11 protein-coding genes and 2 pseudogenes are annotated in these 14,524 nt (G+C 69.6%); 7 read left to right on the forward strand and 6 right to left on the reverse strand.

The features are described 5' to 3' along the window. Positions 1 to 149 precede the first annotated feature (149 nt). From BLV39_RS37050 to BLV39_RS43360, 3 genes are all read left to right on the forward strand, one after another. A complete protein-coding gene (locus tag BLV39_RS37050; protein WP_176985274.1) occupies positions 150 to 4,337 on the forward strand; it encodes an amino acid adenylation domain-containing protein in 4,188 nt (1,395 codons plus the stop codon). Between the two features lie 68 nt (positions 4,338 to 4,405). Beyond that, on the forward strand, positions 4,406 to 4,747 hold the full coding sequence (locus BLV39_RS37055) for a PadR family transcriptional regulator (protein WP_090802980.1): 342 nt from the start codon (positions 4,406 to 4,408) through the stop codon (positions 4,745 to 4,747). 2 nt (positions 4,748 to 4,749) lie between these two features. Beyond that, a complete protein-coding gene (locus BLV39_RS43360) occupies positions 4,750 to 5,172 on the forward strand; it encodes a hypothetical protein (protein ID WP_090802983.1) in 423 nt (140 codons plus the stop codon). Between the two features lie 6 nt (positions 5,173 to 5,178). Here BLV39_RS43360 and BLV39_RS37065 read toward each other — a convergent pair whose 3' ends face one another. The 5 genes and pseudogenes from BLV39_RS37065 to BLV39_RS37080 form a co-directional block, all read right to left on the reverse strand. Further along, positions 5,179 to 5,526, reverse strand: a complete 348-nt coding sequence (locus BLV39_RS37065) for a tetratricopeptide repeat protein (RefSeq protein ID WP_239084117.1) — start codon at positions 5,524 to 5,526, stop codon at positions 5,179 to 5,181. A gap of 6 nt (positions 5,527 to 5,532) precedes the next feature. Then, positions 5,533 to 5,667, reverse strand: a pseudogene (locus BLV39_RS45205) (hypothetical protein); the annotation flags it as partial. Further along, a pseudogene (locus BLV39_RS37070) lies at positions 5,612 to 5,968 on the reverse strand (tetratricopeptide repeat protein); the annotation flags it as partial. The pseudogenes BLV39_RS37070 and BLV39_RS45205, both read right to left, overlap by 56 nt. Next, entirely contained in the window at positions 5,955 to 7,202 is a 1,248-nt protein-coding gene (locus BLV39_RS37075; protein WP_090802991.1) for an MFS transporter, read from the reverse strand. The pseudogene BLV39_RS37070 and the gene BLV39_RS37075, both read right to left, overlap by 14 nt. A 129-nt stretch (positions 7,203 to 7,331) precedes the next feature. After that, entirely contained in the window at positions 7,332 to 8,363 is a 1,032-nt protein-coding gene (locus BLV39_RS37080; RefSeq protein ID WP_090802994.1) for a Gfo/Idh/MocA family protein, read from the reverse strand. A 168-nt stretch (positions 8,364 to 8,531) separates the two neighbouring features. Here BLV39_RS37080 and BLV39_RS37085 point away from each other — a divergent pair, with 168 nt between their 5' ends. Genes BLV39_RS37085 through BLV39_RS37095 form a run of 3 tightly spaced genes read left to right on the forward strand, consistent with a single transcriptional unit; the run spans position 8,532 to position 11,599 of the window. Further along, complete coding sequence (locus tag BLV39_RS37085; protein WP_176985275.1) at positions 8,532 to 9,812, forward strand: ABC transporter substrate-binding protein; 1,281 nt, start codon at positions 8,532 to 8,534, stop codon at positions 9,810 to 9,812. Between the two features lie 54 nt (positions 9,813 to 9,866). Beyond that, entirely contained in the window at positions 9,867 to 10,745 is an 879-nt protein-coding gene (locus tag BLV39_RS37090; protein ID WP_204083031.1) for a carbohydrate ABC transporter permease, read from the forward strand. Between the two features lie 11 nt (positions 10,746 to 10,756). Then, positions 10,757 to 11,599 carry a carbohydrate ABC transporter permease gene (locus BLV39_RS37095; protein WP_090802999.1) on the forward strand — a complete coding sequence of 281 codons (843 nt, stop codon included), beginning with the start codon at positions 10,757 to 10,759 and terminating at the stop codon, positions 11,597 to 11,599. Positions 11,600 to 11,637: 38 nt separating this feature from the next. On the opposite strand, the gene BLV39_RS37100 is transcribed toward BLV39_RS37095, so the two are convergent. Continuing rightward, on the reverse strand, positions 11,638 to 12,420 hold the full coding sequence (locus BLV39_RS37100; RefSeq protein ID WP_239084103.1) for a GntR family transcriptional regulator: 783 nt from the start codon (positions 12,418 to 12,420) through the stop codon (positions 11,638 to 11,640). Positions 12,421 to 12,609: 189 nt separating this feature from the next. Between BLV39_RS37100 and BLV39_RS37105 the strand changes: the two genes are divergently transcribed. After that, positions 12,610 to 14,496, forward strand: coding sequence for a primary-amine oxidase (locus BLV39_RS37105; protein ID WP_090803001.1), 1,887 nt, complete (start codon positions 12,610 to 12,612; stop codon positions 14,494 to 14,496). Positions 14,497 to 14,524: the final 28 nt, after the last annotated feature.

The following is a 14,524-nucleotide window of genomic DNA, read 5'->3' on the forward strand; positions in this document are numbered from 1 at the left end:
GTCAAGTGGGGGAAGAGCCAAGATCAATGAACATAGTGGAGTGTCGAAGTGCGGTCTTCGTCGGGGAGAACGCGCTTACGGTCGGGTGTGCTGAGCGTTGGCTCGCGGCGGGTCATGAGATAGCCGGGGTCGCCAGTGAGGTCGAGTCCGTGCGGGACTGGGCGCGGGTCCGCGGCATCCGTGACGCCGAGCGGGTCGGCGAGCTCGGGGTCGAGTTCGACTATCTGTTCAGCGTCGTTCATCTCCGGATGCTGCCGGACACGGTGCTGCGGCGGGCGAGGCTGCTCGCGGTCAACTTCCACGACGGGCTCCTGCCGGTCGACGCGGGTCTGCACGCCAGCGCCTGGGCCATCGTGCGGGGCGCGACCGTGCACGGCGTCACCTGGCACGTGATGACCGAGCGGGCCGACGCCGGCGACATCCTCGTGCAGCGGCGGGTCGCGGTCGGGCCGGACGACACGAGCTGGGACCTCAACACGCGCTGCTTCGCGGCCGGGCTCGACGCGTTCGGTGAGTTGGTCGACCGGCTGGACGCCGGCACGCTCCAGCCTGTCGCGCAGGATCTGGCCCGGCGTACCTATCACGGCGCCGCCGACCGGCCGACGCTGACGATCGACTGGGCCCAGCCGGCCGGTCGGATCGCCGCGCTCGTGCGTGCCACCGACTTCGGCGCGCACGCCAACGAGTTCGGCACGGCGAAGGTCGCCCTCGACGACGGCCGGCTCCTGACGGTGGGCGGTGCCGAGGTCACCGAGGCTCGCTCAACCGTGCGGGCCGGCACGGTGGTGGCAGGTGGCGAGGGGTCGTTGACGGTCGCGACGACCACTCACGACCTGACGCTCACGGCGGTCGCCAGCGTCGCGGGGCTTCCGGTCGACCTGCGGGACCTGGTGGGCCGGGTGCTGCCTGCCCTCAGCGAAGGCGCGGCCTTCACCGCGGCCCAGCGCGTCGCCGTCCGTCAGGAACGTGCGTGGGTGGCTCGGCTCGCGACAGCGCGCCCGATGGACGTGCCGTACCGACGTTCCGCCGCGCCTCCGTCCGCCTGGCACCACTTCGACGTGCCGGCTGTCCACGATGCTCCGGTCGCGGCCGTGTGCGCGTTCCTCGTCCGCATCGGTCGCGGTGAACCCGGCGACATCGGGCTTCGGGTGTCCACGGGCGATGGCGACGGTCTAATGGCGCCCGTCGTGCCGTTCGCGCTGCCGGAACTGAACCTCACCGAGTACGCGGGTGAGGTGGCCCGTCGGCTCGACGCGACACGTGCGTCAGGGACCTACCTGCGCGACGTGTTCGTCCGCCATCCCCGGCTGCACGACGTTCGCACGCTCGACGACGGGCTGCCGATCGAGCTCGACCTGACCGGCCACCCCTCGACAGCCGGTCCGGCGACCGTCCTGCGGATCGCGGTCGCCGAGGATGGCTCGTCTCGTTGGTCGGTCGCCGACAGCGTCCTGGTCGAGGCCGAGGCGCGGGCGCTGGTCGCGGCTTTCGCCGGCAGTGCGCCGGTTCCGGCTCAGGCACCGGCGGTGGACTACCCACGTGACCGCTGCGTCCATCAGCTCATCGCCGACCAGGTCGCCCGCACACCCGACGCCCTCGCCGTCACCTCGGCCGGGCAGGCGGTCACCTATGGGCAACTGCACGCGCGTACGCGAGAGCTCGCCGCTCGCATGGCGGCGCATGGTGTCGGCCCGGGCGACCTCGTCGGTGTCTCGGTCGGGCGGACGCCGGACCTGGTCGCGACGCTGCTCGCGGTGTTGCGGACGGGCGCCGCGTACGTGCCGCTCGACCCGGTGTACCCGCCCGAGCGCATCGCGACGATGCTCGACGACGCCCGGGTGCGGCTGCTCGTCACGGACACCGCGCCGGATCCCCTTGTTGGGGCTGCCGCACCGGCGATCCTGCACCTGCGCCCAGCCGGGCTGGCCATCGCGGCCGACCACCCGGACAGTGCCACACCAGACGACCGCGCCTACGTCATCTACACCTCCGGCTCCACCGGGCGCCCCAAGGGCGTGCAGATCGGTCACCGTGCGCTGACCAACTTCCTCTGGTCGATGGTGCGCGAGCCTGGCCTGACCGCCGACGACCGGATGCTCGCCGTCACGACGGTCTGTTTCGACATCGCGGTCCTGGAGTTGTTCGGCCCCTTGCTGGTCGGCGGCGCCGTGCACCTCGCCGACGCGGACACCGCCCGCGACGGGCACGCGCTCTGCGCGCTGATCGAGCGGGAGCGGCCGACCGTGCTCCAGGCCACCCCGGTCACCTGGAAGATGCTCATAGCGGCGGGTTGGCGCGGAACACCCGGCCTGCGCGCGTGGTGCGGGGGCGAGGCGCTCACCCGTGACCTCGCCGACGGGCTCCTCACCCGCGCTGCCGAAGTCTGGAACCTCTACGGCCCGACGGAGACGACCGTGTGGTCGACGGTGAGCCAGGTCGTCGCCGGAGCACCCGTCACCCTGGGACAACCCGTGGCCAACACCCGCTTGTACGTGCTGGACGACCAGTTGCGGCCGTTGCCCGTCGGGGTGCCGGGGGAGCTGGGCATCGGCGGCGACGGGGTCGCCGACGGCTATCTCGGCCGGCCGGTGCTGACCGCGGACCGGTTCCGGGACGATCCGTTCGCGGCCGGCCGCCTTTACCGGACCGGCGATCTGGTGCGCCGCAACGCCGACGGGCAGCTCGAGTTCCTGGGCCGCACCGACCACCAGGTGAAGATCCGTGGCTTCCGGATCGAACTCGGCGAGATCGAGGCCGTACTCGGCGCGGCCGCGGAGGTCGGCAGCGCGGTCGTGGTGGCCCGGCGCGACGGTGACGAGGCCACCCTGGCCGCGTACGTCACCCCCGCTCCCGGGCAGACCGTCGACATAGGAGCCTTGCGGCTCGCGGCGGCGCGAAGGCTTCCCGACTACATGGTGCCGGCGACCGTGACGGTGCTGGACGCGTTGCCGCTCACCGCCAACGGCAAGGTCGACCGCGGCGCTCTTCCCGCGCCCGCGCCGGCCGCCGCCGCGACGTCGTCCCGCCTGCCGGAAACGGTGCGGGAGCGCCAACTCTGCGCCCTCTTCGCCGCCAGCCTCGGCCGCGACATCGGGCCCGACGACGACTATTTCGCAGCCGGCGGCGACAGCCTGCGCGCGGTAGGCCTGATCGGCGCCGCACGCGACGCTGGGTTGGAGCTGAGCGTTGCGGACCTGTTCCGCGCACCGACCGCGGCCCGCCTCGCCGCGCACCTCGACGGGGCCGCCGCACCGCTCGCCCCGGTCGACCTGGCGGCCGAGGTCAGTCTTGACGTGGTCCCGCGACGGCGGCCTTCAGTCAGCCGCCCGCCCCGGCACATCCTGCTGACCGGTGCGACCGGCTTCCTCGGCGCCTTCCTGCTGTACGAGCTCGCCGCGGATCCCGCCGTGCGGGTCACCTGCCTGGTGCGCTCGGCGGACGGACTCGACAGGATCAGGAGGAACCTGCACGGGTACGGACTCCCGGAGCCGATCGGCAGCGTCGACGTGCTCACCGGCGACCTCGCCGGCGAGTTTCCGCTGACGGTCGACGCCGACGCGATCGTGCACGCGGCGGCCGACGTGCACTGGCTCCGGTCGTACCACCAGTTGGCTCCGACCAACGTCGGCGGAACGCGCCGGATCCTGGAGCTCGCCGCCCGGTCGGGCGCCGTCGTCCACCATCTCTCGTCGATGGGCGTGTTCGGGTACGGCCCGCGCGGCGCTGCCCGCGCGACGACCACATCGCCACTGCCGGCGCCGGAGCGGCTGGTCACCGGATACCAGCGGTCGAAGTGGGTGGCCGAAGGCATCTGTGAGCTGGCGCGGTCTCACGACATCCCGGTCACCATCCACCGGATCGCGCGGGTCAGCGGTGCGTCGACGACGGGAGCATGCCAGCGTGACGACTTCCTGTGGCGGATCCTCAAGGGCTGCGTCCAGGTCGGCGGGGTGCCGGCCGACACCGACCTGGCGTTCGACATCGTGCCGGTCGACCACGTGGCCCGCGCGATCGCGGACCTGGTGCGAGAAGGCGCGGGCGGCAACCACCACCACGCCAACCCGATGCCCGTGACGTTCGCGATGCTCGTGGGCCACCTGCGAGAGGACGGCTATCCGCTCGCCGACCTCGACCGTGGCAAGTGGACCGAGTTGGTCGGGACCGACCCGGCGAACGCGGCGCACACGCTGGTGGACAGTTTCGCCGCGACGGCCTGGGGGCCGGACCACGAGGTCTTCCTCGAACCCGGTCCCGCAAGCGCCGGCTGCCCAGCCCCGGACGCCGAGCTCCTCCAGACCTATGTCGAGTACTTCCGCCGGACCCGCTTCCTGCCTTAGCGGTCAAGGAGGGGCGGCCCCGGTCGCCCCTCCTTGACGTATATCCGTCGCGGATATAGTTTCGACCCATGGCAAGCGGCGGTCCCCTCACTCCAGCGGTGCTCCACATCCTGCTCGCGCTCTCGGCCCAGGACCGCCACGGCTACGGGATCATGAAGCAGGTCGAGGCCGATTCCCGAGGAAAGGTCACGATGGGGCCAGGGACGCTCTACGGGTCGATCCGCCGGATGACCGACGCGGGCCTGATCTCCGAGAGCGACAAGAAGGTCGACCCGAGTTTGGACGACGAGCGCCGCGTCTACTACCGCATCACCGCTCTCGGTCAGCAGACGCTGGCCGCCGAGTTGCAGCGCTACCGCGAGGTCGTGGCGGTCGCCCGGTCCCTGTCGCCCAAGACGGCGGGTGCCTAGTCATGCGCTGGTACAGCAGGCTGCTCCGCCTCTATCCGAGGCCGTACCGCGAGCGCTTCGGCGAGAGCATGGAGCAGACATTCAGGGACCTCCGCCGTGAACGCCCCGGGCCCGGGTTCACCCTTTGGATTTTCCTCGAGACGTTCGCGGGCATCGTCCGCGAGCGCGCGACAGACGTCGGGAGATCGGCCATGGCGAGGAACGTCTTCAAGACCGTCAAGTACGTCGCGCTGGCCGTCGGAGCCCTGATGGTCGCGGGCATCGTCACGGTCATGCTGCTGGCCCGAGGTACCGGCGAAGACATCACGGGCGTCGTGGCACCGGCATTGTTGCTGACGATTCTCTCGGTGGTGGCCGCCGTGGTCGCGACCGTCATGCAGGGTCGGCAGAACAGGCGCAAGACACGCGACGACCTGGCCGGCTGACGCCACTCACTCGCGCGTCGACAGCGCCGCTTGTTGCTCACGGCAGACCGTCAGCGTCGGGTGGTCGTCCTCGACCACGCCTTCCAGGACGCTGATCGCCCGTCCGTAGAACACCAGTGCCTCAGCCGCGCGACCGCGTTGCTCGCACAGCGTTCCGAGGTTCGTCAGGGTGGTCGCGAGCTCGGGGTGGTCCGGCCCGAGTGCCCGCTCCTTTATCGCCAGCGCGCGACGGTACAGCGGCTCTGCCCGGGCAGGCTCGGCACGCCGGTGGTAGATGCTGCCGAGGTTGTGCAGGCAGACAGCCACCTCGTGGTGATCAGCGATCCGCTCGAACACCTCCAGGGCCTCCTGGATGAGCTGCTCGGCCTCGTCGTCCCGGCCGAGGCCGTCGAGGATGGCCGCCAGGGCGCACTTTGTCGGCGGCGACGTCGGGATGGCCGGCGCCGACGGCCCTGACCCGGATGTCGACGGCCCGGCGGGCCGGTCGTTCCGCATCCGACAGCGCGCCGCGGGCGTGGGCCAGGCCGCCCAGGTTGTGGTAGATGCTGGCCACGTCGACGTGGTCCGGGCCCTGGACACGTTCGATGATCGCCAGCGCCCGGTCGTACAGGACCTGGGCTTCGTCGAACCGTCCCGTGTACTTGTAGGTGACCGCCAGCGCGTTGCAGATGTCCGCGATCGCCAAGGGGTCCGAAGCGTGCCGCAAGGTGCTCCGCAGCAGCGCGGCCGCCTCGGTGTAGCGGCCTTGGGCGCGCAACAGCTCGGCCCGGGCCAACCGCTTCTCAAGAGGTGGCATCGATCAGGTTCGCCTTCAACGGCAGCCGGCGGCCCACACTCCAGGCGAGCAACGCGACCACACCGAGCGTGGCGATCAGGACAGCGAACAGACCGTGTCCGTGGCCGGCGGCGATCACAAGGCCGGCGACCCCTGGCCCACCGACATAGCCGACGGTCCAGGCGAGCGCGTACGCCCCGTTGTAGCGCCCCCGCAGGGAGTCCGGCGCGAGGTCGTTGACGATCGCGGGGACGGTCGGCGACACCAGCGTCTCACCGATCCCGAAGAGCACCATGGCCGCCACGAACAGAGGCAGAGCACCGCGCGAGCCGGCGAACAGCGTCATCGCCCACGCCGCTGCCATGAAGGCGGCCGCCAGAGCGATGCCCCGAGTCCGCCGCCGACCGGTCATCATGCGCAGCACGACCAACTGGGCCACGACGACGGTGACCATGTTCGCGGCGAACGCCAGCCCTAGGCCACGCGGGCTCAGACCGCCAACTTCGGTGGCGTACGCGGGGAATGCCGCGTGGTACTGCGCGTAACCCGCCATCACGAGCAGGAAGACCAACACCCACATGCGCAGGAAGACCCGGTCCCGCAGCACGTGCCGATAGCTGCCCTCCGCGAACGAAGGCTCAGCCGCGTCGCTCTGCACGTCGCGCAGACGGCCCAGGACCAAGGCGAAAGCGACGAACGACGCGGCGTCGAGCACGAACACCAGCACGAAGGTCGACGGCGTCTGGAAGCTGACGATCAACGCGCCCAGCACGGTGCCGACGCTGAGCCCGACGTTCAACGTCGCATGTCGCACGGCGAAGACCTGCGGACGTTGCGCCGCGTCGACCGTGGTGGCCAACAGGGCGTCCTGCGCGGGCAGCAGCGCCGCCATGCCCATGCCGTACAGGAACGTGGCGGCGAAGCCGTGCCACGTGGCGTGCACCAGCGCGATCGCGCCGGCGCCGGCGGCCGCCACCGCCAATCCCGCGATGACGGCGCGCCGTGCTCCGATCCGATCCGCGAGCCACCCACCCGCCGGGTTCCCCACCAGGCCGGCCAGAGCCACGGTGGAGAGCATGAGCCCGGCGACCCCGAGGTTGATCCCCCGCACCTGATGCAGATAGACGAGCAGGAACGGCAGCGTCAGCCCACTGCCCAGGGCGGAGACAGCGTCGCCACCCAGGACGAACCAGGCGCGGGGGGAGAGCCTCGGTATCCAGCTACTTGCTGGTTCGGAGCCCAACCAGGATTTCATTGTGGTTGAGCGCGATGCCTCGGCGGACCTTCACCGAAGTGGTCTGCTTCGGCCGCTTGCTCTGCTTGCTCGACATGCCGTCCTCCAACCCCCGATGGGAGACCTATCCCACCGGTATAGCGGCACCTGTCAAGCGACGGGTTCCCAGCGGCCCGACTTCATCGAGCGGTAGCAGGCGTCGACGACCTTGTTGACCACCAGGCCGTCGTGGAAGGTCTCCAGTGGAGGCTCGCCGGCCGCGAAGCGGTCCACGAAATGCCGCATCTCCTGTGAGAAGCCGTAGGCACGCGTCTCCTCCGGCACCGGGTAGACCCAGCCCGTGTCCGCGTCGGACTTCTCCACGAGGTAGCCGACCGGCTTGGTGATGAAGCCCCACACCGGTGTCGACGCCGTGTCCGTCACCAGGCGGCCGGCGCTGCCGACGATCTCGTGGCGTAGCTGCATGCCGCCCTGCTCCACCCAGGAGCTCTCGATCGAGGCGACCTGTCCGCCGGCGAACTTCAGCAGGGCGATCGACGTGTCCTCGCCGGTGGTCTTGTCCTGGTGGGCGAGCGTCGCGCCCCACGCGAAGACCTCGACGATCGGGTTGTCCCGGCCGAAGAAGTGCCGGGCCGACTCGATCGTGTGGCAGCCCATGTCGAGCAGCGCGCCGCCGCCGGCCGTCTCGGCGTCCCAGAAGTGCGCGGCGTGCGGGCCGGAATGTCCTTCGCGGGCGCGCATCCAGAGCACGTCGCCGATGCCGCCGGCCGCGACGATCTCGTGTGCCTTGGCGAGGTTGGGGGAGAACACCGAGCTCTCCGCGTACCCATGCCAGATCCCCGCTGACGTGACCACATCGAGGATCTCGGCCGCCTCTGCACCGGTGCGGGCCAGCGGCTTGGTGCAGACGACGCCCTTGCCGGCCGCGGCGACCAGGCGCACGGCCTCCAGGTGCACCTCGTTGGGCAGGGCGACGACGACCAGGTCGACGGCCGGGTCGGCGCACAGCGACGCCATGGTGTCGTGTGGTCTCGTGTCCCGTCCCGGCTTCGCGGCGAAGGCGGCGGCCCGCTCCGGCGAGCGGGAGTAGTGCGCCACGAGCCGTGCGTCGCGTACGTCGTCGAGTGCCTCGGCGTAGGTCTCGCCGATGAACCCGGACCCCAGCAGGCCGACCCCGATCATGGATCCTCCAAAACCAACAAGTGGTACGCCGTGGATGCGCACCTTAGCATCACTGCAAACCAAAGCTGTACCTCTTGTTACCACTGGGTCTACCTGTATATGCTCCCGCCTCAGGCGCCGGCCACCGGGGGGAGCCGCGCGATGGCAACGATGACGAGAGGCAACTCAATGCGTGCATTCCGTGCGTCCGTTGCGCTGGTCGCGGCGGCAGCAGTCGTCCTGACCTCGGGCTGCTCCCCGTCGGCGAGCGGCGGTGATCCCGGCAAGGTCACGCTCACACTCGGCAGTTGGCGCACCGAGGACCTTGCGATGTGGCAGGACGAGATCCTGCCGGCCTTCGAGAAGACCCACCCGACGATCGACGTCAAGTTCAGCCCGACCAATACCAATGAATACAACGCCGCGATCCAGTCGCAGGTGGACGGCGGCACCGGACCGGACCTGATCACCTGCCGGCCGTACGACGTGAACCGTTCGTGGATCAAGAAGGGGTACTTCGAGAAGCTCGACGGCAAGCCCATGCTGGACGCCTTCGACCCGCTCGCCCTCGACCCGTGGGCCGGCGACGACGGCAGCCCCTACTGCCTGCCGACCGCCGCGGTCCTGGCCGGCTTCTTCTACAACAAGGACATCTTCACCGAGCTGAACCTCCAGGTGCCGACCACACAGGACGAGTTCCTGTCGGTGCTCAAGGCCATCAAGGACAACGGGAAGTACGCGCCGCTCGCGGTCGGCTCGGCCGAGTCCTGGCAGCTCGCGTACAACGGGCTCTACAGCATCGGCCCGGCGTACTGGAAGGGCGAGGAGGGCCGGCAGGGGCTGATCAAGGGCACCAAGAAGGTCACCGACCCGGACTTCGTCGCCGCGTTCTCGGCCTTCGACGCCTGGAAGCCGTACCTGCCGAAGGGCTCCGCGAGCCTGAAGTACTCCGACATGACGCAGTTGTTCGCGCTCGGCAAGGCCGCGATCCTGCCCGACGGTTCGTGGGACATCAACCAGGTGGCCGTGGGCAACCTCAACGTCGGTGTCTTCGGTCCGCCGGCGGCGACCACGGGCGGCGAGCGCTACGTCCAGGAGATGCCGGACATGGCGATCGGCGTCAGCGCGGCCAGCAAGCACAAGGCCGAGGCGGAGACGTTCCTCGCCTGGACCGCGACGCCCGAGTTCCTGTCGCTGTACGTGAACAAGCTCCCCGGGTTCTTCTCGATGGGCAAGGAGCCGGTCACCTACACCAACAAGCTCGCGCAGGAGTTCGCCGACCTGAAGCAGGGCGCCAAGCTCACGCCGCGGCTCGGCCTGGACCGGCTCAGCGCCGGCACGCCGCCCTTCGACGACGAGGTCTGGCGGGTGCTGCAGCTCATGTACACAAAGGACCTGAGCCCGCAGGACGCCACCGCGGAACTGCAGAAGGGCCTGTCGGCCTGGTACGCCCCGCAGCAGCAGAAGTAGCGGCCCGGACGGGGATGCGCGCGGCGCATCCCCGTCCTCACCGAAAGGACAACCGTGCGCAGGGCCCACTATCGGTACTTCCTCGCGTTCACACTGCCCGCGCTCGCGGTCTACGTGCTCTTCGCGGCGCTGCCGCTGCTGAACTCCATGTACTACAGCCTCTTCGACACCGACGGGGACGTGGCGCGGTTCGTCGGCCTCGACAACTACCACTACCTGTTCACGAACCCGACGACGAGCGAACGGTTCTGGAACGCGCTGGTCAACAACCTCGAGTTCTTCGCGATCCACCTGCTCGTCGAAGTGCCGCTCGGACTGTTGCTGGCCGCGCTGCTGACCTCCGGGCGGCTGAGGCGATCGACCGGCCTCTACCGCACGTTGCTGTTCATCCCGACCACCCTGTCGGTGGTGATCGTCGGGTTCATCTGGCGACTCATCATCAACCCGTTGTGGGGGCTGGTCGACTACCCGCTGCTCGGCACCGAGACCACGGCGCTGCCGACCATCTCGCTGATGTCGGTGTGGCAGTACGTCGGCATTCCGATGATCTTCCTGTACGCGGCGCTGCTCGCCGTGCCCAGCGACGTCCTGGAGGCGGCCCGGGTGGAAGGCGCGGGCGGCTGGACCACGTTCTGGCGGATCAAGTTCCCGCTCATCGCGCCGCAGTTCGGACTGATCGCCATCCTGACGTACATCTGGACGTTCAACGGGTTCGATCTGGTCTTCGCCCTCAACGGGTCGGCGCCCGGTCCCAACTACAGCACGGACATCCTCGGCACGCTGTTCTACCGCACGTTCTTCGGCTCGAGCGGCCAGCTCGCCGATCTCGACCTGGGCGCCACCGTGGCCAGCGTCATCTTCCTGATCATCCTCGTCATCACCGGCGCGTACTTCGGTCTGTTGCACCGCCGGCTGAAGTCGTACGAGCTGTGAGTGGTGGACAAATGAAGGCAGCACGCCGATCCTCCGAGCGCGCCGGCAACCTCGTGGTGCACGCCCTGCTGATCGTGTTCGCGGTGTTGGCGATCGCGCCGATCCTGCTGATCGTCGTCAACTCGTTCAAGACGACGCCGGCCATCTTCGAGCATCCGTTCGCGCTGCCGACCGCGGACACGTTCAGCGCCGCCGGCTACGAGCGGGTCTTCCAGCGTGGGCACTTCGTCGACAACTACCGCAACAGCCTCGTCGTCACGGTGGGCAGCACGGTGGCGACGCTGGTGCTGGCGACGCTGGCCGCGTTCGCGCTCACCGAGTACAAGGTGCGGTTCGCGCCGCTCGTCGGTGGGTTCTTCGTGGCCGGCATCATGCTGCCGATCCGCCTGGGCACCGTGCCGATCCTCAAGACGATGATCTCGTGGGGCCTGATGGACACGCTGACGGCGTTGGTCCTGGTCTACACCGCGATGAGCCTGCCGCTGGCCGTGGCACTGCTGATGACGTACTTCCGGTCGGTGCCGCACGACCTCAAGGAAGCCGCGCGCATCGACGGCGCCGGCGAGCTGCGTACCCTCTCGATCGTCCTGCCGATCGTGCGACCGGGCCTGGCCGCGGTCGCGTCGGTGACGATGCTGCCGATCTGGAACGACCTCTGGTTCCCGCTGATTCTCGCGCCCAGCCAGGAGAACCAGACGGTGACGCTCGGCGTGCAGCAGTTCGTCGGCCAGTTCCTCAACGACTACCCGGCGCTGCTCGGCGCGCTGACGCTCGGCGCCGTGCCGCTGGTGGTGCTGTTCGTGGTCTTCTCCCGGCAGTTCATCCAGGGTCTGAGCCAGGGCCTCGGCAAGTGAGCGAGCCAAGGCATCCGAAAACGAGCGTTCGTTCAGTTTCAGCGAGGTCCCCACGCCGGCCGGGCCGGCGCGCTGCGCAGGAAGAAGGTCCGCAGGCGGTAGCGGTCGCCGCGGTAGCGCACCACCGAGGAGAACAGCGGCCGGTCGGTCGGGCTGAACACGAGCTGGCGCATCACCAGCACCGGTTTGCCGATCTCGAGCTGGAGCTGCTCGGCGAGGTAGGCGTCGGCCTGCTGCGCCTCGACGGTCGCGTCGGCCTTGACCGGATCGAGGTTGGCGGCGGCAAGGTGGTCGTAGAGCGAACCGGTGCGGAAATCCACATCCGTGATGCCGGGTACGAACTCGGCCGGCACCTGCGTGAGGTCCAGCGCGATCGGCACGTCGTTGAGCAGCCGGACCCGTTCGAGTACGAACAGCGGCGTGCCCGGCGCGATCGAGAGGTGCTCGGCCTGGTCCAGGTCGGCCGCGACCACCTCCTGCCGCAGCACCGTGGAGCTCGGCGCCAGGCCCATCCGGCTGGCGGTCTCGCTGAACGACTCCAGGCTGTTCGGCCACTCGCGGGCGCTGGCGCTGGCCGCCACGTACCAGCCGCGGCCGTGCGAGGCGCTCAGCGCGCCCTCCTCGACGAGGGTGGTCAGCGCCTTGCGCAGCGTCACCCGGCTGATGCCGAGTCGCTCGCACAGCTCGCGCTCCGGGGGGAGCCGGCTGCCCGGTTTCAGCGCGCCCGTGCCGATCTGTTCTTTGATCAGGTTCACGGCCTGGATCCACAGGGGTTCCGGGTGGTCGGCGCGGATCGACGTGGACATCGCAGCCTCGGTCACCTTCGCATCATCGCGGACGAGCACGGTTTGTGCAAACCACAGAAGACCAGAGGGTCCCTGCGGTCCGGCCATTTTCCAGGGTTTCGTCCGTGTCTCGGGAAAGCCTGAGTTGCCACCCTGTACCAACGAGGCGAAATTGGTATTGTGTGGTCGACATTGGGTATCCCACTGGTCAGGGGAGGATTTGCCGTGGTTGAACCATCGAGCGCGCTCGCACCGCTTCGAGCCGAGGAGATCTCGGCCGCGCGTGAGCTTCTTGTCCACAGTGGCCTGCTGACCGACACGACGCACGTGGCGTACCTCGGGCTGGTCGAACCTGACAAGCGGCTCGATGGTGAGGCGGTGCCCCGGCGCTTTCGGGCGATGTTGATCGACATGGGCGACGGCACGTCGCACGACGTGGTGGTCTGCCCGATCGAGGATCGGGTGGTCTCCTCGACCCGCATCGAACCCGCCCGCGACGGCCAGGTGCCGGTCGTGATGCTCGAGTTCGCGATGGTCGAGGAGATCGTGCACAAGGACCCGCGCTGGCTCGCCGCCATGCACCGCCGGGGCCTGACCGACCTGTCCGTCCTGCGGGTGCAGCCGCTGTCGGCCGGCGCGGCGATGACAGAGTCCGAGCGCGGCCGCCGCCTCCAGCGCACCTTCACGTTCCTGCAGAAGCACCCCCAGGACCTGCCGTGGGCGCACCCGGTCGACGGCGTCGTCGCGTACGTCGACGTCATCGCCCGTGAGGTCGTCGACGTGGTCGACGCGGCGCTGCTCGCGGTCCCGCAGGAGGACGGCAACTTCCACCTGGCCGAGTTCAACGGCCCGACCCGCGAGGGCTTCCGGCCGATCGAGATCACGCAGCCACACGGGCCGAGCTTCACGATCGACGCGGACAACGTGCTCGAGTGGCTCGGCTGGAAGCTCCAGGTGTCCTTCGACTCCCGCGAAGGCCTCGTGCTGCGCGACATCTCGATCGCCGAGCGGCCGGTGCTCTACCGGGCGTCGATCGCCGAGATGGTCGTCCCGTACGCCGATCCGAGCCCACAGCGGTGGTTCCAGACGTTCTTCGACGGCGGCGAGTACCTGCTCGGCAACTTCGCCAACTCGCTGGAGCTCGGCTGCGACTGCGTCGGCGACATCACCTACCTCGACGTGGTCGTCGCCGACAACGCCGGCCAGCCCCGCACCATCCCGCAGGCCATCTGCATCCACGAGGAGGACGCCGGCGTGCTCTGGAAGCACACCAGCAGCTTCACCGGCTCCAGCGACGTGCGGCGCAACCGCCGGCTCGTCGTCTCCTTCTTCGTGACCGTCGGCAACTACGACTACGGCTTCTACTGGTACTTCTACCTCGACGGCACGATCGAGCTGGAGGTCAAGGCCACCGGTGTCGTGTTCACCTCGGGCCACCCTGGTGGCGACTACGCCTACGCCACCGAGGTCGCGCCGGCGCTGGGCGCCCCGCACCACCAGCACCTCTTCAGCGCCCGCCTGGACTTCACCGTGGACGGACCCGCGAACTATGTCGAGGAGGTCGACGCGGTCGCGGTGCCGCGTGGGCCGGAGAACCCGACCGGGACGGGCATCACCCAGCAGGTGACCCGGCTGCGCAGGGAGAGCGATGCTCCCCGGCTCGCGGACGGCAACCGCGGGCGGGTCTGGCGGATCGGCAACCCGTCGGTGCAGAACCGGCTCGGCCGCGACGTCGCGTACGTCCTGCACCCGCAGGGCCAGCCCGCGCTGCTCGCCGACGCCTCGTCGGATCTGTACGGCCGGGCCACGTTCGCGACCGGGCACCTGTGGGTCACCGCGTACGACCCGGCCGAGCAGTATCCCGCGGGCGACTTCGTCAACCAGCACCCCGGCGGCGCCGGCATCCCCGCGTGGATCGCCGCCGATCGCGACGTCGACGGCACCGACATCGTCGTGTGGCACACCTTCGGGCTCACGCACTTCCCGCGGCCAGAGGACTGGCCGGTCATGCCGGTCGACACCACCGGCTTCGTCCTCAAGCCTGCCGGCTTCTTCGGCCGCAACCCGACGCTGGACGTGCCCGCCAGCGGCGGCAACCACTGCCACGCCTGATCAGCCCTTCACAAGTACGGAGAACGCT

Source organism: Asanoa ishikariensis, assembly GCF_900107455.1.
In the GTDB taxonomy this organism is placed as follows: Bacteria; Actinomycetota; Actinomycetes; order Mycobacteriales; family Micromonosporaceae; genus Asanoa; species Asanoa ishikariensis.